Here is a 25466-nt window from a genome sequence, read left to right on the forward strand (position 1 = left end):
CCCAACACGGGCCGGTCCCCAACACGGTAGGAAACAGCCTGCCGCCTGCCGCACACGTCAGGCTTTCGGGAACCTTTGCGACCTGGGACGGGGTTGTGTGCGGCGTAGGCGTTGCCCGTGTAGGGGGCGGGGAGGGATGCGGCCAGAATGCTGACGCCACGATCGTTGTCGCTGCCCGCAGCGATCGCAGTCGCCTGCCCGCAACGGCCCTCCTGTAGCCCGACTTTTCGACGGTAGGGGCCACACTACTCACAGCACCGTCCAGGGGCGGTGCGGAACAACTAGCGGGAATCCGAAGCCTGTTATCGAACAGACACGCTAAGCTACCAACGTTGTGATCTGCACACCGTGGGCGGAGCGTAACGTCGCGGCGTCTGCCGCTCAAGGCGCATAGGGAGAAAGCAGGTTGACGCACGCTCAAGGGTCGCACGACGGCAAAGTCGCCCTCATCCGGCCCTCAACAACGCGGGCACCGCCGTGGAGAAGAGCCCCTTGCCCTGATGGATGACACCGTCTACGACCTGATCATGGACACCAACGTCCGCGGGGTCTGGAACTGTTTGCGCCCCGAGATCGGCGTGATGATCGGGAACAGTGGTGGAGCGATCGTGAACACGAGCAGCGTGGCCGGCATGGTCGCCACCTCAGCGGCTGCCGCCTACATCGTCGCCAAGCACGCCGTGGTCGGTCTCACCAAGGTTGCCGCGGTCGAGTACGCCTCCAGCAATATTCGAGTCACCGCCATCGCCCCGGGCCTGGCCCGCTCCGAAATGGTCGAGGACTGGTTCAGCCGTTCCCTGCCCAGGAAGCCAGGAGCAAAGCCTCTTCACCGCAGAACCGTATGGCGGGAGCCGATGAAATCGTCGAAGCCGCCGCATGGCTGTGCAGTGACCGCGCCTCCTTCGTCCCCGGCGCCCCTTCGCCCGTCGACGGCGGCGCCACCACCTGGTGAGCCGTGGTCCCGCCCAGCACGGCCCCGACACGGCCCTGGTTGCCCGCAGGCTTCACGCCTCCCGAAGGATGAGGCGGTGGGCGGAGCGTTTCAAGAAACACTGTCGGTCAGGACGGGGCGCGGAACGGACACGGTCTGCGCGAAGAGGCGCGCCCCGCGGTCCGGCGTCAGATCCAGACGGGCCAGGACCGCGGGCACCGCGATCGCCGGTACCACGTGGTCGTAGAGCGTCGCGATACGTCGCTCGACATCGGTCAGGCCATGCTCCAGTTGCGAGAACAGCTGAACTCCGTGGAAGGCACCGACGAGAAGCTCCGCGGTCTGCCTCGGCACCACATGCGAGAGGATCTCACCCCGTTCCTTGGCATCGGTCAGCATCCCGACGGACAGTTCGACCCACGCCGGCCAGGCACTGCCGTAATGTTCCCTGCCCAGCGCATCGGATGAGAGCACGGCGCCGGCTCGAACCACCGGATCCCTCGGCAGCCGGTGCGCGAGCAGCAACCCTACATCGATCCATTCCTGGAGCTTGAGGTCCTGCGGCGGTCCCGTATAGGCGGTCTGCGCCTCCAACACTCCCCGGGCCAAGGCTTCCTTGGAGTCGAAGTGGAAGTACAACGCCCCCTTGGTGACTCCGGCGATCTTGAGGATGTCCGAGACCGTGGCCGCCGCGTATCCATGCTGGCCGAACACGATAGCGGCTGCCTCCAGCACCGCGCGGCGCGTCCGAACCGCACGCTCTTGCTGCGCCACGTGACCTCCCCTGCACTCCGCGCCATATCGGGTATGCAGCGGACCCGAAAACAATCGTCGTGGGCGTACCTTACCCACAACTTCCCCGAGCGACCCCGCCAAGGATCTTGAGCATCGTTCTGCCCGCATCTGCCCACCTGAAGGCATGTCTCTGCTCTCAAATCCATTGCACTCCGTGCCGCTGAGGCCGCCCGGCGCATCCGGCATTCAGCTGCACCCGGCCACGCGAAGGATGCGGTGCACGCGCATGGGCAGGGGCGGACGGCTGCCGCCCAGCGTCAATATATGGGCGGAGGGCGGGAGTTGCCTTGCCCGGGCGTTGACCCGCTAGCCCCAAAAGTCTCCGGCAGCTGCCTCCGCGTCCACTCTGCGCAGCAGCTCCTCATCGATCTCCCTCAGCGCACCGACCACGTGCCGGACTCCGGCCCGCTCCATCGACCGCCGCTGGAAGCCTCTCCCGTCACCACTGGGATGCCCGATGAAGGGCGTCCCCAGCTCCCGCGCCGCCTCCGCCACCCGCGCCACATCGTCAATGAAGAGCACTTGATCCATACGGAGTGCGAACATCTCCGCGATCTCCCGGATACCCGGACGGAAATCATTCGTACAGACATATACCGGACCGTCGAAATACCCTGCCCTGTCTCCCAAATAGCGGTCGAAATGCGATCTCTCCAAACCTCCATAGCAAACAGCGGGAACGTTCAGCGACCGCAGCCTCCGCAGCAACTCATCCGCCCCCTCCAAGATCCTGACCGGATGCTCGAGCACATAGCGCGCCCGTTCCTCGAAATACGCTTCCAGCAGCTCTTGTGCACTCCCACCCAAAACTTCCGCGGCAACATGCGCCGCCACCATCTGCGGCTGCGACAACAACGCCCTCTCGAATTCCTCCCCGTACACCCCGCCTCGCGATTCCACCAGGCGCCTGATCACCGGACCGAAACTGTCATCCAGCAGAACGCCGTCGATGTTGACCGCCACCAGGCCCAGGTGGGCCAACCCCTGCCCTTGCCCCTCCTCACGTCTACCCTCGCCACCACCGGTGCGGCTCATTTGCCCAGCTCCACGATGCACACTCCCGTCACCGACCACGACAGCTTCCAAGTCTCTCCGGCGCCTCCGACCGCCACCCCACCGGCGAACCCGACCCCCACGCAAAACGGAGCAAGAAAATCTCCTTCCAGTTATGACCTTAAGGAAGACCGGTATCCGATCTCTCTCAGCCGACTCTCCGTAGAGAATCACGAGCACTGGTGGCACGGCCAGCTGCAGTTCGCGGAGGCCACGACCAACACCACGGCGATATCAATGAAACCGACCGCCCGGTTTTGTGCTAAACGGACGTCACGGATCCCCTTACGCTGAACCCTCCATCAAAAGGAGCTACGCAGCGTGACAGAAGCCTGGTTCCTCTGACTGGCTGCCATTTCCTACGCCGTCGCATGTAATCGCCATCGACTCTTGTCTCAAAAACCGGTGGGTATGTATGTTATGGCCTCAGTTTCATTCACCTCCAGGGGGAGAGGTTCATGAGCGGTCTTGTCCTGACGCCACGGAACAGTTGCAACAGCGGGACCACACACGACGATCAGGATCTACAGTGCCCGGAGGACCTGATCGGGCTCTTCGAGGCGCAGGACGAGCCCCGGACACCGAGCCTGACGCCCCCCCTACGCGAACAGGAATCGCAGGACGCCGCGACGACGGCCCACTCCGCCGCAACCGTCCCCGCGTCGGCGAAGCCCCGGAGCGCGATGCCGGCTCAGAAGTCGCTGGCTATACCCGGTCCCCTCACCGTTCCCTGCACGCCGGCACCACCGTCCGCGCTCGCCAGCACCGTCGCCAGGCAATACGTTCATCGCGCGGCGCATGCCGAAGTCTTCCTCACCGGACACCACAAGACCGGTGAGAACACTTATGTCCTCACCGGTCAGTGGCCCCGCGCCCACGCCTTCTTCTCCACTCCGGACGGGCGCAGCCACGATCATCTCCAAGCGTGCGAAACGGTCCGCCAGTCCGGCATCTATCTCGCGCACACGGAACACCAGGTCCCCCTGGACCATCACTTCGTCATGCAGGACCTGACGGTCACCACGCATCCCCAGCACCTCGGCATCGAGACCACACCCACCGATCTCACCCTCAACGCCATCCTCACCCGCAACGCCCACGGTGCGCACTTCGCCATCTACCTCACCATCACCAACGCTCACCAGCACATCGTCGCAACCGGCCGTGGACACTTCACCTGCGTCTCCCCTGCCGTCTACCGACGCATCCGTGCCACTCCGATGGCCACCCTCAGCGCTCTCCGTCACACCCCCACCGACCAGAACCCCACCGCCTTCGGTCGCTCCCACAGCCACGACCTCGTCCTCGCCCCCACCTCCCGGCACGACACCTGGCTCCTCAATCCCGACCCCATGCATCCGATCCTCTTCGACCACGACACCGACCACATGCCCGGCATGGTCCTCGTCGAGGCCGCCCGCCAGGCGACCCGCCCCCACCTCCCACCCGACGCCACCACCACGCACACCCGCACCCAGTTCCACCGGTACGTCGAGCTCACCGACCCCTGCTACATCTCCATCACCCCCCAGCCCACCACCGCCCCGCAAACCCGGACCCACACCATCACCGGGCACCAGAACAACCAGCCCACCTTCACCACCCACCACACCGCGACCACCGCGTGATGGGGCGGCATCGTGTGAGCTACGGGGTTGCTGGAGAAGTCGACCTGGATGATCAGTGGTCGGTCGGTGCTCAGTTCTACGCGAGGCCGTCTCGCGACTCCAAGTCGCCCATCACGACCACCTCGCCCTCCGGAGTACTCCTTGCGAGGATGCCGGTGCGGAAGTAGCCGTCGGTGGTGAAGGCGCGTGTGTTGTGGTCGGGTGCTCGGTAGTAGCCCCTGATCGTGCACGGGCCGCGGGTGAGGAGTTCGCCGGGCTCGCCCTCGGGCATCTCCTTGCCGTGCGCGTCGACTATGCGGATCTCGTCGTCGGGTGAGAGTGGACGGCTCTGCATGGTGCGGATGGGGTCCTGCGGGTCGTCGAGCGGGTCGACGGCCCGGGTCAGGGTGAGCAGCCCCTCGGCCATGCCGAAGAGCCGTTGGACACCGCAGCCCAGTTCCCTTGCCATACGCTCCGCGGTCGCAGGCGCAGCCGCCGTCGTCTGGTGCATCGGCCCGCCGGCGAGCTGGACCAGGCGCAGGGTGTTCACGTCGGCCTCAGCCGTGGGGAGGACGTCCAGCCAGCGCTGGGCAGCGGTCGGTTCCAGTGTCGTGACGGTGACCCGCTCTCGCTCCACGGCCGTCAGGCACCTCTCGGCTTCCGGGTCCTCGACCAGGACGACGGTGCCGCCGACGGTGAACGTGCCGATGATGCCGGGGCAGCCGAACGCGAAGTTGGACTCGGCGGGCAGGGCGGCGAGGTACACGTCGTCGTCAGTGAGCGAGAGCAACTCGGCGGTCGCACGGGCCTGGTAGGCGTAGTCGTTGTGCGTGCGCGGGACCAGCCTGAAGCTCTCGGCACCGGTGCCGACACCGGAGAGCAGAAAGAACGCCACCCCGTCCGCGCCCCGTACTTGCGGCCGTTCAGGCGGCGCGTCCACCGAGGTCAGCGGGAAATAATGACAGCCCGTGGGGTCGATCGTGAGGCCGCCGTACGGAGAAGCCGTACCCGGTGCCTCGTACGTGAACACCCGCCGCAGAAAGACCCCTTGGGCCGCGACGTCGGCGACCATCGCAGAGTGGTCGAAGCCCTGGTAGGTCGACGGGCCGACGTAACCGGCCGCCTCCGTGATCCGTACGAGGTTCGAGATCTCGGCGCCGCGGTGTGACATCGGGCAGAACACGGGGATCGCGCCTGTCCGCATCAGCGCGAACACGGCGACGACGAATTCGGGAACGTTCGGCATCTGGACGACGACCCGTTGGCCCGGCCGCAGACCGCGCAGCCGGAAGCCGGCGGCCATGCGGTCGGCGCGCCTGTTCAGCTGCGCGTACGTGAGGCGGGTGCTGTCCTGGACCAGCGCGGTCCGTGCTCCGTGCTGCACGGCCCAACCGCGCAGCAGGTTGTCGAGCGTGTTGCCGCGCCAGTGACCGACCTTCCAGTACCGGTCGACGAACTCCTCTGGCCAGGGCGTGCAGCCCACGAGCACGGATGTCATGCGGTTCCTTCCGTACCAGGCGTGCCGGGAGGTCCGGGCGCTCCGGTACGTACTGGTCGCACTGGCTTCCCGACCTCTTGATCCATTCATCCCAGTCGGCCCACGCGGTCGCAGGCAATCCGCTGTACGAACCATGGGTGACGATTTCCCTCGGCAGAACATCCAAGGTGCCCCGCTCCCCTGGACTGGATTTCGCGTCGGCAACTTCCCGCGGCGGGACGAGTGGCCTCGCCCGCGCGGCTCTGCCCTCTCTCCAGGCGCCCGACACATCGCACAATCGCTGTAGTCCATGAAGCGAAGGTGGTACACCGATGCACTCCAGTCCCGGCCCCAGCTCCGGCCCCGGCCTCACTCCAAGCCCCCGCCCCGCCAACTACAGTCGCGTCTCCACCGACCTCGCCCTGCGCAGTGACCGTGAGCTACAGCGCCTTCTGGATGCGGCCTCGCCTCTCGGATCCGGCATCGGCGGGAGCTCCGCGCTTCTCCAAGTCGCGGGTCTACCGGTCTTCGTGAAACGTGTGCCTCTCACCGAGGTGGAGTTGGAACCGGATCATCTCCGCTCCACCGCCAACACCTTCGGGCTGCCCCTCTTCTGCCAATACGGCATCGGCGGACCGGGCTTCGGCGCGTGGCGCGAGGTCGGCGCTCATACGATGACCACGAACTGGGTGCTCGCGGGCGCACATCAGGGGTTCCCGCTCATGTATCACTGGCGGGTACTCCCGAACCCGGCGTCCGTCTCCCTGCCGTCGGAGCTCGCCGACGTCGAGCGGGCCGTGGCCTATTGGGGCGGAGGGAGCGCCGTACGACGCCGTATCTCCGCCCTTCAGAAGTCCTCATCGAGTGTTGTCCTGTTCCTCGAGTACATTCCCCAAACCCTGCACACTTGGCTCAGCGAGCAGGTGCGAACGGGCCACGACGCGATCGTCCGGGCCTGCGCCCTCATCGAGAAGGAACTGGTGACCGGGACTTCCTTCATGGACGACCGCGGGCTTCTCCACTTCGACGCCCACTTCCAGAACATCCTGACCGACGGGCAGCGGCTCTACTTCTCCGACTTCGGGCTGGCACTCTCCTCGCGGTTCGATCTGTCGTCCGCGGAACGAGACTTCTTCGAGGCGCACAGGACGTACGACCGCGCGTATACCCTCAGCTACCTCGTGAACTCGCTCCTCACCGCCCTCTTCGGCTGCGGGCGAGCCGAACGAGAGGCGCTGATACGCGCGTGCGCCGAAGGTCGGCCTCCATCCGCCGGCCTCCCGGAAACGGCTGCGCTCCTCGCTCGTCTTGCACCGCTCGCGGCGGTCGTGACCGACTTCCTCGGGCGGCTGGAGCACAAGAGCCGGAGCGTCCCGTATCCCGGGGAGGACATTCGACGGATCCTGAGCCGCGAAAGCTCGACCGGCGCAAGAACCTGAGGAGTCGCGAGTGCCGCGAAAGCCGCGAGTGCATGAGATAACCCCGTGCGCACGCGCCATCCCTGTGTTCCTATACTCGTGCGATCTTGCGCATTCAGTGAACGGGGGGAAGACAGTGAAACTTGCTGAGGCACTGGCCGAGCGGGCCGAAGCGGCGCGTCGTGTGGAGCAGTTGCGCTCGCGCGTCGTCAGCAGTGCGCGGTACCAGGAGGGCGAGACGCCCGCCGAGAACGCCGCCCAGTTGCTGTCCGACGCCGGCGAGGCACTGGACACCCTCGAGTCGTTGATCCGACGGATCAACCGCACCAATGCGACGGTCGACTTGGGTGAGGGCGACACACTCACCGACGCGCTCGCGCGCCGGGACGTCCTGCGGCTGCGCCACTCGGTGGTCACCGCGGCCGCCGACGCCGCGGCGGGCACCGGCGATCGCGGCTACGGCCGGCAGTTGCGGTCCGAGCTGATGATGCTGTCCGCTCTCCCCGTCGCCGAACTGCGCGGGCAGGCGGATGCGCTCGCACGGGACATCCGCGAGATCGACGTACGCATCCAGCGTGCGAACTGGGAAGTCGATCTGCTGGACTGATCCGTCCGGCGGACGCGAGCGTTCCAGCTGGAGGCGATGGGGAGCAGGTAGCTGTTCCGGAGGCGTGCACACACCGAGAGCCGCGGTTTACGGCTCACTCCTGGCGCGTGGAGAGCAACGCAGGGGTTCGATTCCCCGTTAACAATGCAGCTCCGCACCGCGTACAGGTGACAGTGCACATTGCACAGCACATCACCACGTGCAGATCCGGACAGTGAGGGCGGGCTCGGGGTTTCCCCATCGTATGCAGTCGGCGGCGATTGCACCGCGTCGCAGACCACCGCGTTGCAGGCCACCGTGGGCCGCCGTAGGCGTTCGCACGCGGTAGTCCCATTGAGGTGCTCGGGCGCCTGACGCGACTGCCGTACGCCGCCCCGAGGGCCGAGTTCCTCTGCGTGGCGTGAAACCGACCTTGACCGCGGCTCGCCGAAGTCTATGGTCCGGACTAATCAGCAGTCGCGCCCACGTGGCCACATCCCTCGATGCGGTCACCCCCCTATACGCCCTCCCCGTTCCTCCCTCGCCCGCACCCGCGTCCCCACCCGCCCCCTCCCCCACAAGAGCACTTCGCGCTGCACACCCCCATGAAGCAATGCAGTGAAGGAGTACGTATGGACAAGAAGCGGAAGATAGCCGCCGCGATCGGTGCCGGTCTGGCACCGGTCCTCGCCCTCACGCTGCCGACCGGTTCGGCCAGCGCGCACGGCTATGTCAACGCACCGGCGAGCCGGCAGGCGCAGTGTGCGGCCGGCACGGTGTCGTGCGGTGAGATCAAGTACGAGCCGCAGAGCGTCGAGGGGCCCAAGGGTCTGCGCAGCTGCAGCGGCGGCAACGCCAGGTTCGCGGAACTCGACAACGACAACAAGGGCTGGCGGGTCAGCGACGTCAGCAGGACACAGACTTTCACCTGGACGTTCACCGCACGTCACCGCACCGCGAACTACGAGTACTTCGTCGACGGCACCAAGGTCGCCACCATCGACGGGGGCAACCAGCAGCCGCCGGCGACCGTCACGCATCAGGTCAACCTCGGCAATGCCACCGGCAGGCACAAGGTCCTCGCGGTGTGGAACATCGGTGACACGTCCAACGCGTTCTACGCGTGCATCGACGTCAACATCCGCTGACGGTGGGCCTCTTGCTCGCACATCTCGTCGACCGCACACCGCGGTAACCGACCGCCCCGGTGACCGTACGTCCGCCGGCCGCATGACCGCCGGTCGTGCGTCGGCTGAGGCACGTCCCCACTCCGGCCGCTCAGTGGGGGCGTGCCTCAGAGCTCGCCGTCTGACGCCTCAGTCCCTGCCCCGTCGGCCGGGCGAGGCGTCAGACGGCCCCGAGGTCCGACGAGTACCAGCGCTCGGGCCGCAGGGTGAAGACGACCTCCTCGCCGTGCGCCTTCCAGGCGCTCTTCACGTACGGCTCGACCTTGTCGGCCGGGAGGTAGCGCGCCGTCATCTCCCGCAACTGCTCGATGGTCGCCGCCTCGGTCCGGACCACCGGCCCCTCGACGGACACATAGCGCACGGTCGGCTCCAGGCGGTCGACCATCAGTGAGAAGCGTCCGGCCTCGGCGATCAGCTTGCCCTTCTTGGAGTCGCGGGCGGTCATGACCCACAGCTCGCCGCCCGGTGCGTACTGGTACCAGATCGGCAGCGTGAGCGGCGCTCGCCCCTCGCCCGCCGTCACGGCCAGCGCTCCGATGTGCGGCTCGGCCAGGAACTGCTCGCGCTCTTCGACGCTGAGAGGCATCGCGGGTCTCCTTCGATCGTGGGCGTGCCGTCATGATCCCCAACTCGCCCCGTTCCGGAGGTATTCCACGCCCCCGTGTCGTCGTATGAACGGGCCCGGATCCTCCGTGGCCCTAGCTCTGTCCGTGCCCCTCCGCGTCGATCGTCGGCTTCAGGACCTCCTCGCACCAGGTGCGGAAGCTCGTCGTTCCTGCGGTCTGCGGGGTGCGCCGTACGCCGGTGTCGAGGCCGGCGTCCTTGGCGCGCATCATGTCGAGGTAGCCCTCGATGAACGCGTCGCCGGCGCCGTACGCGCCGAACGTGGCGCGGCAGTCGTCGTACGACTGCCGCTCGTAGCGGACCGGGCGATCGAGCACCTCGGACATGATGCGCGCCTGGTCGTTCGGTGACAGGTCCTCGGGGCCGAGCACGGGGACCTCGCCCACCCCCGTCCAGGAGCGGTCGAGCAGCAGGTCCGCGGCGGCCGAAGCGATGTCGCGGCAGGCCGCCATCGGCGCCTTCCGGTCGGCGGACATGATGTCCGTGAACACGCCGTGGTCGCGGATCGACGGCACCTGCCGCAGCAGGTTGTCCATGAAGGTCGGGTTGGCGAGGGCGCGGTAGGCCACCCCCGTGCCCGCGATGAGGTCGTCCATGTCCAGTGAGGCCGTCACCTGGCCGGCGCGGCCCGCGACGGGGGTGCCTCGGCCGAGCGCGGAGACGCCGACGACGTGCCCCACCTTGTGGTGGACGAACGCCTCAGCGGCGGCACGGGTGAATCCGGAGTAGACGGCCTCCAGGCTCGGGGCCCGGGAGTCGGGCGGGACGAGCCAGAAGACCGCGTCCGCCCCGGCGAAGGCCCGGTCGACGACCTCCGCGTCGCCGTGGGAGCCGGTGATCACGTCGACGCGGGTGCGGACCGACTCGGGGAGTTTCGCCGGGTCACGCACGATGACGCGCAGGTCCTCCCCTCGGGTGAGGGTCTCGTCGTAGAGGATGTCCAGGAGCCGGCCGCCGATCTGGCCGGTGGGTGTCGTGATGACGATCATGTGTCGAGTCTCGGGGCCTGCCATCGGTGGCGTCCAATACCCTTTGCAGGGATTGATACCTTGAGGACATGGATCTCGATCTGCGCAAGCTCCGCTACTTCGCCGCGGTGGCCGAGCACCGGCACTTCGGCCGGGCGGCGGAACAGCTCTACATCACGCAGCCGGTTCTCAGCCGTCAAGTCCGTTCGTTCGAGCAGGAGTTGGGGTGTGCGCTGTTCGTGCGTACCACCCGCAGCGTGGAGCTCACGGCGGCCGGCAAGCAGCTGCACGAGGAGGCACAGGGGATCCTCGCGGCGGCCGCGGCGGCGGTACGCCGCGTGCACGACGTCGACCGTGGCGTGCAACGGCTGTCCGTCGCCTTCTCCCCCGGCCTGTACGTGGCGGACGCGATCCGAGCGTTCGCCGCACTCCACCCGCAGGTGGAGACCGACGTCGTCCCGGCGCGCTGGTGGGAGCAGGACGCGCCGCTCCGCGACGGCCGGGCCCAGATCGGCTATCTGCGACGCCCCTTCGACGAGACAGGGCTGCGCGTCGTACCCATCGGCCATGAGCCCCGGGTCGCCTGTATGCCGGCGACGCACCCGCTGGCCCACCGTGACGAGCTCACCTCCGCCGACCTGGCCGACGAGACCATGCTGGACTCGCCGAGACGGAGGACGGCCTCCCTGGAAGAGAAGTTTGAGCTCATCGCCTCCGGTCGCGGCATCGCCCTCGTACCGCTGAGCGTGGCCCGCTCCTACTCGCGCCCCGACCTCGTGCACGTGCCCGTCACGGACGCTCCCGGGGTCGAGGCGTGTCTGGTCGCCCGCGCGGAGCGACAGGAGAAGCTGCTGCGCGACTTCGAGGAGATCGCCGTCGCGACGCTGCGCGGCGCCTGAGGGACTCGGCCCGGAGCCGGCTGGTGTGGGTGTGTCAAGCGGGCCGACGGGTGAGGCTCCGATTCACGGCGTCATGTGCGGGCAGCGGGCCCCGTCGGGCGGGAACGCGATCTCCAACTCGTCCGCCATGGCGGTGAAGAAGCGCTTGCCCTCGGCGGACTGGCGTGACGTGGACCAGGTGTAGCCCGGGCAGGGGGCGAGGGCCGTGTGCAGTGCGTGACGGCCGAGGCCGAGGCCTTGCCAGTGCGCGGCGACCGCGATGTTGCCGATGTATCCGCGTCGGCAGGGGTGGCAGACCTGGTATTCGAGGCAGCCCACCGGCCGGTCGCCGTGGTCCAGCATCGTGAGGGCCTGGCGGCCCGCGGGCGGGGTCTCGATGACGCGCTCGAAGTGGACGGCGGGCGGCCGGGCCGGGCGGCTCACTCGGCTCTTCCACCCCTTCTGCCCTGTTCGCGACCCGTGGCACGGCGGTTGGCGAGGCCGGCCGTGTCCTGTCGGAAGGCCCAGGCCATCTTCGGCTCCATGGTGAAGCGGAACATGCGTTGGACCGGCGGGGTGCACAGCAGCGTGATCACCGTCCCGGCGAGGAGCGTCACGGTGATCTCACCGAGCGGCCGGTGGATCCAGCCGGCGTCGTACCAGTCCCCGAAGCGGGATCCCTTGGCGAGGAAACCGTGCAGCAGGTAGCCGTACAGCGTCCCGGCGCCGAGGGCCGTGAACCAGAGCGTGCGGCCCGGCACCCAGGCGAAGAAGCAGGCGACCAGTACCAGCGAGCAGCCGAACATCGCCAGCGTCATCACGCCGCCCGCCCAGCCGGGCGCGGCCAGCTCCTGGGCGCTGTCGCGGCGGTAGAACCACGCCGCGTTCATCCGGGGAGCGGCCCAGTAGGCGAAGACCAGCGCCGCCGCGACGACGGGGAGTGCCAGCAGACGTGCCTCCGTGCGGCGCACCAGCTGGAAGTGTGCCGGCTTCAGGATCAGCCCGAGGACGAAGAAGGGCAGGAACTGCAAGACTCGTTGCAGGTCGAGGTCGTCGCCGATGTCCGGCGAGACGGACGCCAGGACGGCGATGGCCAGGGCGAGCGGCAGCGGCCACCGCACGGCCTGCCAGATCGGCGTGGTGAGCCGCCAGATGAACAGTGCGGCCAGGAACCAGGTCAGGTACCAGGGGTCAAGCAGGCTGATGGGGTGGTCCGGGTCGCCGCCCGCCCAGCGCTTGAAGAAGGTGTACGCGACCTCGAAGATCACGTAGGGCACGGCGACGCCCGTGACCAGGCGTTTGATCCGGTGCGGGCCGGCGTCGAAGCTGCGGGAGAAGTAGCCGGAGATGACGATGAACGCCGGCATGTGAAAGGTGTAGACGGTGATGTAGAGCGCGGCCGCGGCCCGGCTGTCACCGCGCAGCGGCTCCCAGGCGTGTCCCATCGCGACGAGGACGATCGCGAGGTATTTGGCGTTGTCGAAGAACGCGTCCCGCCGCTTCGGCGCCCGGTCTCCGCTACCGCCCCTCGCGTCTCGCGCGTCGTCCTTCGCCTCCCCCGCACGAGGCCTCGCAGCGGGTGCCCCCGCCTCCTCACCGGGCTGGGCGGTTCTCGTTCCCGGGCCCGCGCCCTGGCCGGTGGCCGGGGTCGCGGCGGGCCGCTGCGGAGGGAGCGGCATCGCGTGACGGCCGGTCGGGCGTGACGTCTCCTTCAAGATGCCTCCCACAGTGAACCCGGGCCCGCGAGACCGTGCCGTGCAACGCGTCGTGCCGAAGATGCGGGTGGTGCGTCATCGCGGTGCGTTCCCGGCACCCTAGCCAAACTTCTACAGCCGCGTAAAACTCCGTCGATCGTGCGCTCACCCCCGCGCCACGCGGGTCATGTGGCGTTCTGTGCCAGGTCGGTGGGGTCGGCCGACACAGCGCACCGAGTCCCCGCGCGGGGGTCAAGTGCGCTCGTTCGGGTGGTGTCTACTCACACCCGTTACCCCGTACCGCGCGCTTCGCACCTGGCGCCCCCGCCCCCCCCGCGCTCTGCACCCTGACGGCAACGCGCAGGGGCCGGTACGACGCCTCATCCATGGCGTCGTACCGGCCCCTCCCCGCAGTGCGGGTGGCGATCAGCCGTTGCCCACGCCGCGTTCGGCCCGAGCTCGTATGCAGGTCAGTCCGTGCCGAACTCCATGGCGGCGCGGTCCAGCATCTCGTCCTCCTCGGAGACCTGGCCGCGGGAGGCGATGGCCTGGGCGCCGCCCTCCGGCATCTCCGGCATGCTGCCGATCAGACCGGTCGCCGCTGCCTGAGCGGCGCCGATCGACGGGTTGGCGGTGCCGATCAGGCCGAGGCCCGCGTACTGCTCCAGCTTGGCGCGCGAGTCGGCGATGTCCAGGTTGCGCATGGTGAGCTGGCCGATCCGGTCGACCGGGCCGAACGCCGAGTCCTCGGTGCGCTCCATGGACAGCTTGTCCGGGTGGTAGCTGAAGGCCGGACCGGTCGTGTCGAGGATCGAGTAGTCCTCGCCGCGCCGCAGCCGCAGCGTGACCTCGCCGGTGACGGCGGCGCCGACCCAGCGCTGGAGCGACTCGCGCACCATCAGCGCCTGCGGGTCCAGCCAGCGGCCCTCGTACATGAGGCGGCCGAGGCGCCGACCCTCGTTGTGGTACTGGGCGAGGGTGTCCTCGTTGTGGATCGCGTTCACCAGGCGCTCGTACGCGGCGTGCAGGAGGGCCATGCCCGGCGCCTCGTAGATGCCGCGGCTCTTGGCCTCGATGATCCGGTTCTCGATCTGGTCCGACATGCCCATGCCGTGGCGGCCGCCGATGGCGTTGGCCTCCATCACCAGGTCGACCGCGGAGGCGAACTCCTTGCCGTTGATCGTGACCGGCCGGCCCTGGTCGAAGCCGATCGTGACGTCCTCGGCGGCGATCGCGACCTCGGGGTCCCAGAACCGCACGCCCATGATCGGCTCGACCGTCTCGACACCCGTGTCCAGGTGCTCCAGCGTCTTCGCCTCGTGCGTGGCGCCCCAGATGTTGGCGTCGGTGGAGTACGCCTTCTCCGTGCTGTCCCGGTAGGGCAGCTCGTGGGCGAGCAGCCACTCCGACATTTCCTTGCGGCCGCCGAGCTCGGTCACGAAGTCCGCGTCCAGCCACGGCTTGTAGATCCGCAACTGCGGGTTGGCGAGCAGCCCGTAGCGGTAGAACCGCTCGATGTCGTTGCCCTTGAAGGTGGATCCGTCGCCCCAGATCTGGACGTCGTCCTCGAGCATCGCCCGGACCAGGAGGGTGCCGGTGACGGCGCGGCCGAGCGGGGTGGTGTTGAAGTACGCGCGGCCGCCGGAGCGGATGTGGAACGCACCGCAGGTGAGCGCGGCCAGGCCCTCCTCGACGAGCGCCTCGCGGCAGTCGACCAGGCGCGCGATCTCGGCGCCGTAGGTCTTGGCGCGGCCGGGCACCGAGGCGATGTCGGGCTCGTCGTACTGGCCGATGTCGGCGGTGTAGGTGCAGGGGACGGCACCCTTGTCGCGCATCCACGCGACCGCGACGGAGGTGTCGAGACCGCCCGAGAAGGCGATGCCGACACGTTCGCCGGCGGGAAGGGAGGTGAGGACCTTAGACATAGGAAGAGTATGCATCATCTCGCATGGTCATGCAAAGGAGTCGTGCGGAGGCGCCGTGCGAAGTCTCTGCGAAGGGTCCGCGAAGGGGGGGCGTGCGGCGCGCGCGTGTCGCGAGGGTGGCGCGGGTGAGGCCCGGAGAACCGGGGCCGAGGCCTCCGATCCGGTGCGCGGGGCCCGGCAGGGTCAGGCCGCGCCGTCGAACGGAGTGAGGCGGCGGTACGCGGCCCGGGCGTACCAGACCCGGGCCGTCGCCGTACCGATGAGCGCGGCGCCCAGCAGGCACGCCACCCAGCCCGGGTCCCGGTGCCCGGCCCAGGAGAGCTCGCCGGTGGGGTGGGCGGCGAAGACGTTCAGCAGCGCCCAGCACAGCACCGCGGTGCCGGGCGCCGCGACGAACCGGCCGAGCATGCCGACCAGGGCGGCCAGCAGGGACAGCGCCGCGAGGGCGAGCCCGGTGCGGTCGAGCGCGCCGAGCAGGTCGAAGGTGACGACCAGCGCCAAGGAGCCCGAGCAGGCCGTCGTCCAGACGAACGGTGTGGCCATGGGTTCGGGAACGGCACGTGCCCCCTTGGCGATGCCCCGCCATTCCAGCGCCATCGGTTCCTCCCCACCACCGGGGGCCGGTAGCGACCCCGGCGCCCGGCCTCACCCCGGCCGAATCCTCGTGCGACGAGACCGGCACCGGCGAGGAAGCACGGGCGCGGTCTTGCCGGGCCCGATTCTCCCACCCCGTCAGGGGAGTACCGAGATCGGTCCCGGCGTCGCCGCACCCATCGGATCCGGCCGGAGCCAGGGGCAGTGGAACTCGTCAGATCTCGCCGGCGACCGGGTGGGCGGCCGGCAGCGCTCCTAGTAGAGCTTGTTGACGGCCGTGGCGGTGGTCTTCTTGAAGTCGGCGACCTGGGCGTCGGCGAAGCCGCCCATCTGTCCCCAGTGCACGAGCGTCACGGTGTTGCCGTCACGCCCGACCGAGAACATGTTGATGTCGGAAGCGCCCCACGTCGCGGTGGTGTGGACGCCGTACACGTGGGCGCCCTCCTCGACGTCGACCTTTCCGTAGTACTTCTGCGCCGCGGTGATGTCCGGGTTCTCGGCCATCACCTTCTTCGCGCAGCCGTCCAGGTCCTTGCGCAGCAGCGCCGCGAAGTCCTTGGCCCGCTGCTCGTTGCGCTCCACGACGGTCACCTGAAGGGCGTTGGTGTCGAGGTCGGTGCGGTAGGCGCGGTGCACGGAGATCGACGGCAGCGCCTCCCCGATACACATCGGCAGCGGGTCGGGCTGTCCGGAGGTCACCGGGCCGGCGGTCCACTCCGACGACGCGTGCGGCGGCAGTTCGGACGCGGCCAGGAACCGGGGCGTGCCGGCCGCGGCGGCGGGCACCGTGCCGACCGCGACACCTGCCGCCGCCAACGCGGCGCCCATCGCGAGCAGTCCCTTGCTCATACGCATGTTCATCTCCACTGTTTCCCCCAGCTCACTCGGTCAGACTGCTTGTTCGAAGGGCGGACGGTCCCGCTCTTCCTTCCCACGCCACATACGACCCGCGGGCCGGCGAACTCGTTGCCCTCGCCCACGTCACAGCTCTGTCTTCCGTGTCACCGAACGGCAACAGCGGCCGGCCGGGGGGAGTCACTCCGCGCGCAGCCAGGCGTCCAGGGCACGGAAGTCCGCGTCGCGCAGGCCATGGCGCGGGTCGACCCGGTGCAGCAGGGCCCGCCCCGCGTGGCGCGCCGCCACCCAGGCCCGGTCGGCCTCGGACATCTCGTCGTCTACCCAGACGAAGTCACGGCCTGCGGCCCGGTCGGCGAGTGTGCGGGTCGCCCAACGGCGCTGCCCTTCAGGAGAAGAGGCGCCGCATCGAGTCGATCATGGTGTCACGCTACCGGCGCCCCCGCCCCGTGCCTCGGCTCCGGCTCCTGCCGGGCCCAACTGTGACCATCGCAGGATTCACTCGTTTGACGGAGGTCAGGACGGAACGTCGTCAACCTTCGGAAGGCCCCTTGACCGATGAGCACATCGCAGCGGCGCCGGGCGAAGAAGACCGAGCCCGTGGCCCTCGACCAGGCCGAGGCCGTCATCCTCGACCGGTACACCCGGCTCGTACGCCTCGCGTATCTCACCCTGCCCACCGCTCTCAGCCGCCACCGACGCGTCCTGGTCGCGCACGCCCTGGTACAGCGCGCGCTGCCCGGCTTCCGCGCACGGTACGCCCCGCCGAGGGTCCCGATGCCGAGAGCGGGCGGGGCGCGCAACGAGACCCGGGCCGGCGCGAGCCGCACCGGCGCCTCCTGGTCGGCCGGGGCCGAAGCCGCGTGGGTGACGGAGCGGGTGCTGTGCGCGGCGCTGGCGCACGAGCGGCGTCCGCGCGGGTGGCCGGACCGGGTGCCGCCGCCCCGCACCCTGCGGCCGGCGCTGCCCGTCGTCTGGGGGCTGCGCCTGTTCCCCCGCGCAGGCGGCACCGAGGAGATCGCCCTGGCGCGGCTCCTTTCGGAGGTGTCGGCGCCGGCCCGCGCGGCCTTCGTGCTGTGCCGCCTCGACGGGCTGCCCCGCGCGGAGGTCGCTGACCTGCTCGCCGCTGCGGGCGTGGCCGACCCGGCGAAAGCATTGGATGCCGCCTCCCGGGTCGAGGAGACCGTGGGTGACGCGGCCGACGCGCTGCTCAAGTCGCAGGAGTTCGACGCCTGTTCCGTCCAGACCCGGCCCACCGATCTGCTGCGCCGCAGACGCCGGTTCCGTCTCGTCGGGTGCGCCGCGGGCATCGCCGCCATCAGCTGTGTGGCACTCGTGTCGCTCGGCTCCGCGCCGCGGGACGAGCCGTCCCGCCCCTCCGGCGTGCGCGCCGCGATCAGCGCCGACGCCTTGCTCCGCACCTCCCCCGGCACCTGGGCCGACACCTCACGGGTGGACTTCAGCGCATGGCCGGCCCGCGGCTCCCGCGTGGACGACCGCACCCTGCTCACGCGCGCCCTCTCCGCATGGACCGACCCGCCGCGCGGCACCCGTGTCGGCGCCGCGGCGGCCACGACCACCGAACCGCCGCCCAGGGGAACGCAGTTGCTGTACGCCGGCGAGGTGGGCGGGGAGGCGGTCGTGGTGTTCCACGACGGCCGCCGCGTGGTCCGTTACGGGGAGCCGGACGACGCTTCGGAACCCGCGTCCCTGGACTTCGCCCGCGCCGACGACTCCGATGTGACGACGGCCGCGGCGGTGGCCGTCAGTCGCAAGGACGGCAAGGTCCGCTACCTCACCGCCCCGTGGATCGCCGAGGCCGGCACGCGCGACCTGCTGCGGCCCAATTCACCCGGCCACCCGCTCGGCGTCTCCGGCGGGGGGCTGACGAAGGCGGTCGACGCCCCGTCGGCCACGGCTTCCTGCACCAGCCTGCCCGTGCTCCAACTGCGCTCCTCCCAGCGGATCGTGGAGAAACACGCCTTCCTCGTCACCGACCTAGGTGGGCTCACCCCCGCGCACCTCAGCTACACACCGCTGCCCGGTCGCGGCGCCCCGGCCCGACAGCCGCGCGAGGCCACCAGCGGCGCGGCGCTGGTGAGTTGGGCGCGGGGTGCGTGCCGACTCGCGGGGCTGCACGGCAGCGGCGTACGAGCCGTCAGCCGCTGGGACTTCGCCGAGCAGGAGCTGCCTGAGGGCGACGGCCGGGCCGTGTGGTCCTGCGTGCGCGCCTCGACCTGGCGCGGCCCCGGCAGCGTACTGGTCCAGTTCCGTACGTCCACCGAATCCCCGACGTCGCAGGCGAGGATCGTGGGCCGCGCGGGGCCGACGGCCGCCTGCAGCCGGTTCGGCCAGCATGTGGTGGCCAGTACCCGCTGGACATCGGGGTCAGGGCATCGGTTCCTGCTCGCCGCCGGGAGCCGCGAGGTCACCCGGATCACCGTGACCGGCGACGTCGACGAGCAGAAGCGCGGCCGCTTCCTCGCGGCCCGTGCGCCGAAGGACGCCCGGGTGACGGTACGGGCGCGGCTGGCGGACGGCGAGGACCTCGCGGAGGTGGGACGCCCTCGGAGTCCCCGTGCCGAGTGAGTACGTTCCCGACGTTCGGGGCGGCCGGAGTGAGGGCTCCTGAAGACCCCGCGCGCTGGTCGATACAGCTAGTACGCGCCCGCGGTACGACCCGGGGCGGGCCAGCGCGGGTGGCGTGCGTCGATGACGTAGTCGTGTGTGTGCCGCCAGCCGTGCGGGCCCGCGTGGGCGTCGGCGAGGTGCGGGTGGTCCGCGGGCAGGCCGGTGTGGAGGTGGCTGAGACGGGCCGGGTCGCCCGGCGGCCACACCCGGGCCGCGACGGTCGCGGCGGCGAGCGCGATCCCGGCGAGGATCACGGCGGCCGCTCCCGTACCCGCGGCGGAGGCCAGCCGGCCCGCGAGGGGGTAGGTGAGCAGCCAGCAGCCGTGGGAGAGGGCGAAGCGTGCCGCGAACGCGGCGGGCAGGTCGGCAGGCGCGGCCGAGCGGCGGACGAGTCGTCCGGCCGGGGTGAGGATCAGAGAGGTGCCCACGCCGATGAGCCCCCAGGTGAGCAGCAGCCGTACCCAGGCCGATGTCCCGTGCGCGGGTCCCACGGCGGACAGCGCGAGGACGGCACCGAGCGTGAATCCGGCCGGCAGCATCACCGTCCGGTCGCCGAACCGCTTCAAGCCGCGCGGCACGACCAGGGCGGCCGCCACGGAGCCGGCCCCGAACGCGGCCAGGGCAAGTGACACATCGCCCGCACCGCGGCGCAGGTGGTCGCGGACGAGCACCACGGTGTTGACGATGACCATGGAGCCCGCGGCAGCCGTGGCGAGGTCGAGTGCGAGCAGCGCGCGCAGCCGGGGTGTGGCCCAGTACAGGCGGGCCCCGAATGTCGCTCTGGCCCAGCCGCCGCCGGTGCGTTCCACGGGGCGCGGGACGGGCAGGGCGACCGACAGGACGAGCGTCGCGGAGGCAAGGAAGCCGAGGGCGGTGCCGACGAACAGCCAGTTGTAGGTGATCAGCGCGAGCAGGGCGGCGGCGAGCACGGGGCTGGCCAGGCTCTCCAGTTCGTAGGCGAGGCGCGAGAGCGTCAGGGCGCGCAGGTAGTCGCGCTCGGCCGGCAGGATCTCGGGGAGGGTGGCCTGAAAGGTCGGCGTGAAGGCCGCCGAGGCCGCCTGCATCAGGAAGATCAGGACGTAGACCTGCCAGACGTGGTCCACGAAGGGCAGCACGAGGGCGGTCCCGGCGCGGGTGCCGTCCATTGCCGCCAACAGGGCGCGGCGCGGCAGGCGTTCGGCGAAGGCGCCGATCACCGGGGCGAGGCCCACGCAGGCCACCATCTTGATCGCCAGTGCCGTGCCCAGGACGGCGGAGGCGTCCTGGCCTGCGAGGTCGTAGGCCAACAGGCTCAGCGCCACGGTCGCCAGTCCCGTACCGGTCAGGGCCAGGACGTGGGCGGTGAACAGGCGGCGGTAGGTGCGGTTCTGCAGGACCGAACGCATGGTGGCGTCCCCCTGGGTCGGCAGCCCGGACTCGACCACGATAAATGACGTGTGCGCATCTGCGCACACGTCATGCGCCATCCATCATCGGCATCGATCACGGTTCGGCGGTGGTGCGAATAAGACGGGGAGGCCCGGCTCTCGGTGTGCCGCAACCCTGCACGGCGTGGCACGGCACGACACGGCACGGCCGGATCAGGGGTGCCAGGGTTCGCCCGTCACCTGGTGGTCCGCGCGGCTCAGGGCCTCGGTGACCAGGCGGCGCAGATGGCCGTCGCGCAGCGAATACACCATGCGCCGGCCGTCCTTGCGGGCCTGGACGAGGCCGGCGAGCCGCAGCTTCGCGAGGTGCTGGCTGACGGCCGGCCGCGCCGCCTCGCTGAGGCGGGCGAGCTCGGTCACGTCCGCCTCGCCCCCGGCCAGCAGCCACAGCAGGTGGAGCCGGGTCGGCTCGGCGAGCAGCGCGAACACCGTTGTCGCGGTCTCCAACTGCGCCCTGGACGGGCTACGTTGATGGCCGTGGTGGGCACCTGACGACGTGTCGCGCTCCGGCATGGCCTCATCGTAGGTCCGTACGAGCCGCACGGCTCGTACGTGAGGGCGGCGCAGGTCAGAGAAGACGGCGCTGCGGGCCCTCCGCCTTGGTCATGTCCCAGCTGTCCGTGACCATGGAGACCTTGCCCTCGGCCGGGATGTACGCCTCTCCCTGGTGCAGGTAGTCCACGTTGAACAGCAGCTCATCCTTCTTGCTGCCGACGAGGAAGGCGATCTGCGGGGACGGGGTGATGCGCGCGCCCGGGTCGGTGGCGTGCATGTACTCCTGCACGACGGCGTCGAAGAAGGTCAGCGTGCCGCCCTGCTTCGTCCGGAAGGCGTAGACCTTCTTGTGGTCGGTCTCGCCCGCCTTGAACTCGGACTTGCCGCCGGGGGTGAGCATCTTGTTCTGCTCGACCGGAAACTGCGTCATCCACTTCGAGGTCTCGCTGGCGCCGACCTTCGAGCCCAGCTTCTCGTCACCCTTGTAGAGCGCGACCAGCGCGTCGTCCATCTGGTCGGGGGCGAGGACACCCTGTTTCTCGGCGGTGTCGGTGACGGGGATCGCGAACCCGTCGGCGTCCTTGGCGAGTTCGGGGGTCTTGGGGTCCTTCTTGGTGGTCCAGCCGCTCCACACGGCCTTCCAGTCGCCGTCCTGCTTGTCGAAGATGACGGTGGCGCGGCTGGTCTTGGGCGAGGTGCCGCTGTGGTCCTTGGTGTCGGTCCGCAGCGCGAACCAGGTGGCGTGGCTCTTCGCGGACGGGATGACGTATTCGCGATTCACGTAGTCGAAGGGCTTGCGCCCCTCGGCCCGGTCCTTCGCCGACAGGAGCTTGTCCTGTTTGTAGCCGTTCGCGCTCGTCTCGAAGAGTCCGCCGCCCTCGACGGCGGACAGAACGTCGCTGTCGCGCCGGGCGTTGGCCCGGTTGTTGACCTTCACGTAGTGGTCGACGATCTTCTTGGCCTCGGCCCGGGAGACCAGGCCCTTGGGCGCGCTGTCCGCAGCGTTCTTCGTGTCGTCCCCGGACTTCGACGAGCAGGCGGTGAGGGTGAGGCCGAGCGCGGCCGCGCCCGCGGTCGTGAGGAGGGCGGCCCGGTTGAGGCGCCGAGTGTGAGGCGAGCGCTGCGTGTGAGGCGAGCCGTGCTTGAACAAGGAGTTCCCCGTTGGTCGGTGCGGTGCTGACGTACGTTCCGAAGCGCAACGTTAGCTTTCGCACCGACTCGCGTTCCGGCCGGGGTTGGGGGCGGGAGGCACCCGTCCCCGAGAAGCGCACGTAGTGGTGCCGGTGGGATCAGGGCGTGCCCTCCGGCGTACTTGAGGCGGTCGCCAGTGCGGGGGCCGTCGTCGCGTGGAGCTGGACGGTCGTCGCCCGTACGGGAATCAGCGCGGCCACGGCCGCCGCCGTCACGGCGACGCCGCCGCCGATCGCCATGGCGACGCGGAATCCGCTCGCGGACGGCAGGGCGTAGCCGCCGAAGTCGGTGGTCATCTGGGCCAGTACGACACCGATGACGGCTGCCGAGACCGAGCTGCCGATCGAACGCATGAGGGTGTTGAAGCTGTTGGCCGAGGCGGTCTCGGAGGGCGGAACGGCGCCCATGATGAGGGCGGGCATCGCACCGTAGGCGAAGCCGACTCCCGTGTTGCAGACGATGGTCACGATCAGCAGGTTCCAGGTGGAGCCGGAGTCGACGAGGGGCACGGCGGTGCCGTAGCCCAGGGCGATCACCAGACTGCCGACGGCGAGGGTGACCTTGGGACCGCGCGCGGCGGAGAGCTTGGCGCCCAGTGGCGACATGGCCATCATCATCAGGCCGGCCGGCGCCATCCACAGGCCCATGGCCACCATGGACTGCCCCAGGCCGTACCCGGTGGCCTCGGGGAGCTGGAGCAGCTGGGGCACGACCAACGACTGGGCGTACATGGAGAATCCGACCAGGACCGAGGCCACGTTGGTCATCAGGACCTGCGGGCGGGCGGTCGCCCGAAGGTCGACCAGAGGGTCGGCCACGCGCAGTTCCCACCGGGCCCACACCAACAGGACGACGACCGCGGCGGCGAACAGGCCGAGCGTGGTGACACTCCCCCACCCCCAGTCGGCCCCCTTGGAGACACCGAGCAGCAGACAGACCAGACCGGCGCCCAGGCCGACGGCGCCGAGCAGATCGAAGCCGCCGGGCGCCGCGTTCTCGTGGTCCGCGGGGACGAGGGCGCGAGTCAGGGTGCCGACCGCCAGGGCCAGGGCCGCGACCACCCAGAAGAGCACGCGCCAGCTGGCGTTCTCGGCGATCGCGGCGGCGAGCGGAAGCCCCAGCGCGCCGCCCACTCCCATGGAGGCGCTCATGATCGCGATGGCCGAGCCGAGCCGCTCCGGGGGCACGATGTCGCCACCGCGACCTTGCTCGCCGCGGCCGTGGCCACCCCTGTCGCCGGGCGCCTCGGTGACGCCGAACTCCCCGAACTGCTCGGCACCTCGGCGTCCAACGCGTCCTGGGTCATCAACCAACTTCACGCCTACACGTCCTTCGGCTCACACCGGCGGCGGCGCTCGGGCGACACTCCTTCGTTCAGGGGGCGCCTGGATACGCGCGCTTCAGGCCGTCCGGCGGGCGGGGCGGGCGCAGCACACGTTCCCGGACGTGATCCCGTCCTGAGGCAAGGAGACCCCGAAGGCGCGCTCCAAACCGGCGAAGAACAACGCGATGCCGTCCGTCCACTCGGTGTTCTCTTCCGCGCGGCGCATGTGCGGGCTGAGGAACCCCAACGGCGCATCTGGGGTGAAGGGCGCCTCGCCGGGCGTGTACCAGATGAGTTCGTACATCTCGCGCTGCTCATCGACGCTGTCGTCGAAGGGGTAGGGGTTCTGGTACTCCCCGTTCCTGCTGTAGCTGAAGTCGTAGATCGCCTTCCCGTGGTCGCCGTCAGCGTGATCTGCTCCGCGGGCGGCGGATCAAGGTGGCGTGAGAAGGCGTTGTCGAAGTCGTGGTAACCCAGCCACGTCCAGCCGCCCGCCTCCCCGAAGACGAGCACCCGGTCGGCGTCGGCGGTGCCGTCCCACGCGTCGCGCTCCCGCACCTGGTGCAGCAGCAGCCCGTCGGTGACGTCTTGAGGATCGGCTCCGTAGGCGAGGCGACCTCCTCACAGGTCCGGCCCTTGATGAACTCGAGCACGGTGAAGGGGCGTTGCTGCTGCCAGCTGTCGGCGATCCAAGCGATCCCGTCACCGACCGGGGCCTGACGGGCGAGGAATTCCTTGAAGGCGGCAGCCTGCTTCGGATCCATGTAGCCCTGGCGGCCGATGGCCGCGTTGCGTTCCAGCCAGTCGAGCTCTTCCACGGACTTCAACTCGGCTACGACCGCACGTTCCCGGACGAACGTCATCCGCACCCCGTCGACATGCAGGTAACCGGTGTACGGACCTTGTGGCACGGGCCCGATGGAGTTCTTCCGTGCCGCCGTCGGCCGGGGCCTTCGCCCGCCATGAGTGCGCTGGGCGAAGTGCTCCAACTCGGCGAGTTCGGACGCGGAGAGCAACACCGCCGTGGGATCGCCGCCATCGGTGCAGGACACCCGCTCGCCGGTCTCCACGACGTGGGCGACCGCGCCGGTGAAGTCCGCTACGAATGCGCTCAGTTCGACACTCATCACGGGCCAGAACCCTACCGACGGTGGTCCGTGCGCGAGCGAGCCGCGGTCCGCACCCGAGCGAGGCGTCCTACGGGCTGGTACCGCCCGCCACCACCCCGTCCAACTCCTCGGCGATCGAGACTCGGAGCTCGTCGTGCCGGGCCGCCAGCGCGTACCGCTCGTCCGTCCAGTTCTCACGCGGGTAGAGCCAGACCGGCAGCCGCACCAGGTCGGCCGACTCCCATGCGTACCGAGGCCAGACATGCGCGTGGAGGAATCCGTCGGCGTTGCCGAGGATCTCCAGGTTCACCCGGCGGAACCCCGCGTCGTGGCGTCGGCAGGCGAGCTCCACGGCCTCCCCCAGCGCGTCCATGTCGGACAGGAACGCACGCCGCTTCGTCTTCGGCAGGTCGGACAGCCGCTCCACGTGGGGCTCGTCGACGAGGAGGACCGAATAGCCCGGCAGGAACTGGACGTCACCGATCGCGGCGAATCCGGCCTCCAACCGACGCAGCACGGTGGGGTTTTGGCCAGCAAGCGCACTCGCTGTGCGGTCCTCGCGCCAATCTCTGTACCCCGCACTCGTCATACGTGTCACATCCGTTCGTTCGCCGACTGCCGGGCCTCATCCTTGCCCACGCCCGAAGGCCACCGCTCGCCCTCCCTGCGTCGGACCCTCGCCCCCCTCCCCGCCCCG

24 protein-coding genes and 2 pseudogenes are annotated in these 25466 nt (G+C 69.6%); 8 read left to right on the forward strand and 18 right to left on the reverse strand.

Features of this window, described 5'->3' with window-relative positions; genetic code table 11:
• Positions 1–527 precede the first annotated feature (527 nt).
• Positions 528–728: pseudogene (locus ACZ6B8_RS16385) on the forward strand (SDR family NAD(P)-dependent oxidoreductase); the annotation flags it as partial.
• Between the two features lie 113 nt (positions 729–841).
• Positions 842–952: a hypothetical protein gene (locus tag ACZ6B8_RS16390; RefSeq protein WP_471607610.1), complete on the forward strand. Its 111-nt coding sequence runs from the start codon at positions 842–844 to the stop codon at positions 950–952.
• Positions 953–1042: 90 nt separating this feature from the next.
• Here ACZ6B8_RS16390 and ACZ6B8_RS16395 read toward each other — a convergent pair whose 3' ends face one another.
• Together ACZ6B8_RS16395 and ACZ6B8_RS16400 are read right to left on the reverse strand one after the other, a co-directional pair.
• Positions 1043–1705 (reverse strand): ScbR family autoregulator-binding transcription factor, encoded by a 663-nt coding sequence (locus ACZ6B8_RS16395; RefSeq protein ID WP_471607611.1) that lies wholly within the window; start codon positions 1703–1705, stop codon positions 1043–1045.
• A gap of 327 nt (positions 1706–2032) precedes the next feature.
• The gene (locus ACZ6B8_RS16400) at positions 2033–2761 is read right to left on the reverse strand and encodes an HAD family hydrolase (protein ID WP_471607612.1); all 729 of its coding nucleotides are present in this window, start codon (positions 2759–2761) and stop codon (positions 2033–2035) included.
• 701 nt (positions 2762–3462) lie between these two features.
• On the opposite strand from ACZ6B8_RS16400, the gene ACZ6B8_RS16405 reads away from it, so the two are divergent.
• Positions 3463–4407 (forward strand): ScbA/BarX family gamma-butyrolactone biosynthesis protein, encoded by a 945-nt coding sequence (locus ACZ6B8_RS16405; protein WP_471607613.1) that lies wholly within the window; start codon positions 3463–3465, stop codon positions 4405–4407.
• Positions 4408–4483: 76 nt separating this feature from the next.
• On the opposite strand, the gene ACZ6B8_RS16410 is transcribed toward ACZ6B8_RS16405, so the two are convergent.
• On the reverse strand, positions 4484–5884 hold the full coding sequence (locus ACZ6B8_RS16410; RefSeq protein WP_471607614.1) for an AMP-binding protein: 1401 nt from the start codon (positions 5882–5884) through the stop codon (positions 4484–4486).
• A 311-nt stretch (positions 5885–6195) separates the two neighbouring features.
• On the opposite strand from ACZ6B8_RS16410, the gene ACZ6B8_RS16415 reads away from it, so the two are divergent.
• The 3 genes from ACZ6B8_RS16415 (at position 6196) to ACZ6B8_RS16425 (ending at position 9015) form a co-directional block, all read left to right on the forward strand.
• A complete protein-coding gene (locus tag ACZ6B8_RS16415; RefSeq protein WP_471607615.1) occupies positions 6196–7302 on the forward strand; it encodes a BUD32 family EKC/KEOPS complex subunit in 1107 nt (368 codons plus the stop codon).
• Positions 7303–7417: 115 nt separating this feature from the next.
• Positions 7418–7888, forward strand: coding sequence for a DIP1984 family protein (locus ACZ6B8_RS16420; RefSeq protein WP_471607616.1), 471 nt, complete (start codon positions 7418–7420; stop codon positions 7886–7888).
• Between the two features lie 611 nt (positions 7889–8499).
• Positions 8500–9015: a lytic polysaccharide monooxygenase auxiliary activity family 9 protein gene (locus tag ACZ6B8_RS16425; RefSeq protein ID WP_355820430.1), complete on the forward strand. Its 516-nt coding sequence runs from the start codon at positions 8500–8502 to the stop codon at positions 9013–9015.
• 199 nt (positions 9016–9214) lie between these two features.
• Here the strand turns inward: ACZ6B8_RS16425 and ACZ6B8_RS16430 are convergent, their stop codons facing one another.
• Together ACZ6B8_RS16430 and ACZ6B8_RS16435 are read right to left on the reverse strand one after the other, a co-directional pair.
• Positions 9215–9640, reverse strand: a complete 426-nt coding sequence (locus ACZ6B8_RS16430) for a pyridoxamine 5'-phosphate oxidase family protein (protein WP_471083849.1) — start codon at positions 9638–9640, stop codon at positions 9215–9217.
• Between the two features lie 112 nt (positions 9641–9752).
• Positions 9753–10667, reverse strand: coding sequence for an NAD(P)H-binding protein (locus ACZ6B8_RS16435; protein WP_471607617.1), 915 nt, complete (start codon positions 10665–10667; stop codon positions 9753–9755).
• A 68-nt stretch (positions 10668–10735) separates the two neighbouring features.
• Here ACZ6B8_RS16435 and ACZ6B8_RS16440 point away from each other — a divergent pair, with 68 nt between their 5' ends.
• Positions 10736–11545, forward strand: coding sequence for a LysR family transcriptional regulator (locus tag ACZ6B8_RS16440; RefSeq protein ID WP_471607618.1), 810 nt, complete (start codon positions 10736–10738; stop codon positions 11543–11545).
• 63 nt (positions 11546–11608) lie between these two features.
• On the opposite strand, the gene ACZ6B8_RS16445 is transcribed toward ACZ6B8_RS16440, so the two are convergent.
• The 6 genes and pseudogenes from ACZ6B8_RS16445 to ACZ6B8_RS16470 all read right to left on the reverse strand — a co-directional run.
• Positions 11609–11968 carry a GNAT family N-acetyltransferase gene (locus ACZ6B8_RS16445; protein WP_471083839.1) on the reverse strand — a complete coding sequence of 120 codons (360 nt, stop codon included), beginning with the start codon at positions 11966–11968 and terminating at the stop codon, positions 11609–11611.
• Positions 11965–13203, reverse strand: coding sequence for an acyltransferase family protein (locus tag ACZ6B8_RS16450; RefSeq protein ID WP_471607619.1), 1239 nt, complete (start codon positions 13201–13203; stop codon positions 11965–11967). Before ACZ6B8_RS16450 ends, ACZ6B8_RS16445 begins: the two co-directional genes overlap by 4 nt.
• A gap of 485 nt (positions 13204–13688) precedes the next feature.
• A complete protein-coding gene (gene argG / locus ACZ6B8_RS16455) occupies positions 13689–15143 on the reverse strand; it encodes an argininosuccinate synthase (protein WP_471083833.1) in 1455 nt (484 codons plus the stop codon).
• A gap of 183 nt (positions 15144–15326) precedes the next feature.
• On the reverse strand, positions 15327–15740 hold the full coding sequence (locus tag ACZ6B8_RS16460; RefSeq protein ID WP_471607620.1) for a hypothetical protein: 414 nt from the start codon (positions 15738–15740) through the stop codon (positions 15327–15329).
• 252 nt (positions 15741–15992) lie between these two features.
• Entirely contained in the window at positions 15993–16586 is a 594-nt protein-coding gene (locus ACZ6B8_RS16465) for a hypothetical protein (RefSeq protein WP_471607912.1), read from the reverse strand.
• A gap of 186 nt (positions 16587–16772) precedes the next feature.
• Positions 16773–16967 (reverse strand): annotated as a pseudogene (locus ACZ6B8_RS16470) (HAD domain-containing protein); the annotation flags it as partial.
• A gap of 183 nt (positions 16968–17150) precedes the next feature.
• Between ACZ6B8_RS16470 and ACZ6B8_RS16475 the strand changes: the two are divergent.
• The gene (locus ACZ6B8_RS16475) at positions 17151–19181 is read left to right on the forward strand and encodes a hypothetical protein (protein WP_471607621.1); all 2031 of its coding nucleotides are present in this window, start codon (positions 17151–17153) and stop codon (positions 19179–19181) included.
• Between the two features lie 68 nt (positions 19182–19249).
• Here the strand turns inward: ACZ6B8_RS16475 and ACZ6B8_RS16480 are convergent, their stop codons facing one another.
• The 7 genes from ACZ6B8_RS16480 to ACZ6B8_RS16510 form a co-directional block, all read right to left on the reverse strand.
• Complete coding sequence (locus ACZ6B8_RS16480) at positions 19250–20677, reverse strand: MFS transporter (RefSeq protein WP_471607622.1); 1428 nt, start codon at positions 20675–20677, stop codon at positions 19250–19252.
• Positions 20678–20803: 126 nt separating this feature from the next.
• Positions 20804–21163 (reverse strand): ArsR/SmtB family transcription factor, encoded by a 360-nt coding sequence (locus tag ACZ6B8_RS16485; protein ID WP_471607623.1) that lies wholly within the window; start codon positions 21161–21163, stop codon positions 20804–20806.
• Positions 21164–21218: 55 nt separating this feature from the next.
• Complete coding sequence (locus ACZ6B8_RS16490; RefSeq protein WP_471607624.1) at positions 21219–22295, reverse strand: DUF8094 domain-containing protein; 1077 nt, start codon at positions 22293–22295, stop codon at positions 21219–21221.
• A 139-nt stretch (positions 22296–22434) separates the two neighbouring features.
• A complete protein-coding gene (locus ACZ6B8_RS16495) occupies positions 22435–23655 on the reverse strand; it encodes an MFS transporter (RefSeq protein WP_471607625.1) in 1221 nt (406 codons plus the stop codon).
• An 81-nt stretch (positions 23656–23736) separates the two neighbouring features.
• Positions 23737–23964, reverse strand: coding sequence for a hypothetical protein (locus ACZ6B8_RS16500; protein ID WP_471607626.1), 228 nt, complete (start codon positions 23962–23964; stop codon positions 23737–23739).
• A 100-nt stretch (positions 23965–24064) separates the two neighbouring features.
• On the reverse strand, positions 24065–24787 hold the full coding sequence (locus ACZ6B8_RS16505) for a hypothetical protein (RefSeq protein WP_471607627.1): 723 nt from the start codon (positions 24785–24787) through the stop codon (positions 24065–24067).
• Between the two features lie 70 nt (positions 24788–24857).
• Positions 24858–25358, reverse strand: a complete 501-nt coding sequence (locus tag ACZ6B8_RS16510) for a diadenosine tetraphosphate hydrolase (RefSeq protein WP_471607628.1) — start codon at positions 25356–25358, stop codon at positions 24858–24860.
• Positions 25359–25466: the final 108 nt, after the last annotated feature.

It is taken from the genome of Streptomyces sp. NPDC041122 (genome assembly GCF_055592445.1).

Excerpts from the sequence above, each read along its gene's own strand:
- ACZ6B8_RS16430 (WP_471083849.1), bottom strand. The coding sequence starts at position 9,640 with ATGCCTCTCAGCGTCGAAGAGCGCGAGCAGTTCCTGGCCGAGCCGCAC.
- ACZ6B8_RS16505 (WP_471607627.1), bottom strand. The coding sequence starts at position 24,787 with ATGAGTGTCGAACTGAGCGCATTCGTAGCGGACTTCACCGGCGCGGTC.
- ACZ6B8_RS16510 (WP_471607628.1), bottom strand. The coding sequence starts at position 25,358 with ATGACGAGTGCGGGGTACAGAGATTGGCGCGAGGACCGCACAGCGAGT.
- ACZ6B8_RS16465 (WP_471607912.1), bottom strand. The coding sequence starts at position 16,586 with ATGAGCAAGGGACTGCTCGCGATGGGCGCCGCGTTGGCGGCGGCAGGT.
- ACZ6B8_RS16390 (WP_471607610.1), top strand. The coding sequence starts at position 842 with ATGGCGGGAGCCGATGAAATCGTCGAAGCCGCCGCATGGCTGTGCAGT.
- ACZ6B8_RS16500 (WP_471607626.1), bottom strand. The coding sequence starts at position 23,964 with ATGTACGAACTCATCTGGTACACGCCCGGCGAGGCGCCCTTCACCCCA.
- ACZ6B8_RS16450 (WP_471607619.1), bottom strand. The coding sequence starts at position 13,203 with ATGCCGCTCCCTCCGCAGCGGCCCGCCGCGACCCCGGCCACCGGCCAG.
- ACZ6B8_RS16425 (WP_355820430.1), top strand. The coding sequence starts at position 8,500 with ATGGACAAGAAGCGGAAGATAGCCGCCGCGATCGGTGCCGGTCTGGCA.
- ACZ6B8_RS16410 (WP_471607614.1), bottom strand. The coding sequence starts at position 5,884 with ATGACATCCGTGCTCGTGGGCTGCACGCCCTGGCCAGAGGAGTTCGTC.
- ACZ6B8_RS16475 (WP_471607621.1), top strand. The coding sequence starts at position 17,151 with ATGAGCACATCGCAGCGGCGCCGGGCGAAGAAGACCGAGCCCGTGGCC.
- ACZ6B8_RS16435 (WP_471607617.1), bottom strand. The coding sequence starts at position 10,667 with ATGATCGTCATCACGACACCCACCGGCCAGATCGGCGGCCGGCTCCTG.
- ACZ6B8_RS16415 (WP_471607615.1), top strand. The coding sequence starts at position 6,196 with ATGCACTCCAGTCCCGGCCCCAGCTCCGGCCCCGGCCTCACTCCAAGC.
- ACZ6B8_RS16405 (WP_471607613.1), top strand. The coding sequence starts at position 3,463 with ATGCCGGCTCAGAAGTCGCTGGCTATACCCGGTCCCCTCACCGTTCCC.
- ACZ6B8_RS16440 (WP_471607618.1), top strand. The coding sequence starts at position 10,736 with ATGGATCTCGATCTGCGCAAGCTCCGCTACTTCGCCGCGGTGGCCGAG.
- ACZ6B8_RS16485 (WP_471607623.1), bottom strand. The coding sequence starts at position 21,163 with ATGCCGGAGCGCGACACGTCGTCAGGTGCCCACCACGGCCATCAACGT.
- ACZ6B8_RS16400 (WP_471607612.1), bottom strand. The coding sequence starts at position 2,761 with ATGAGCCGCACCGGTGGTGGCGAGGGTAGACGTGAGGAGGGGCAAGGG.
- argG (WP_471083833.1), bottom strand. The coding sequence starts at position 15,143 with ATGTCTAAGGTCCTCACCTCCCTTCCCGCCGGCGAACGTGTCGGCATC.
- ACZ6B8_RS16460 (WP_471607620.1), bottom strand. The coding sequence starts at position 15,740 with ATGGCGCTGGAATGGCGGGGCATCGCCAAGGGGGCACGTGCCGTTCCC.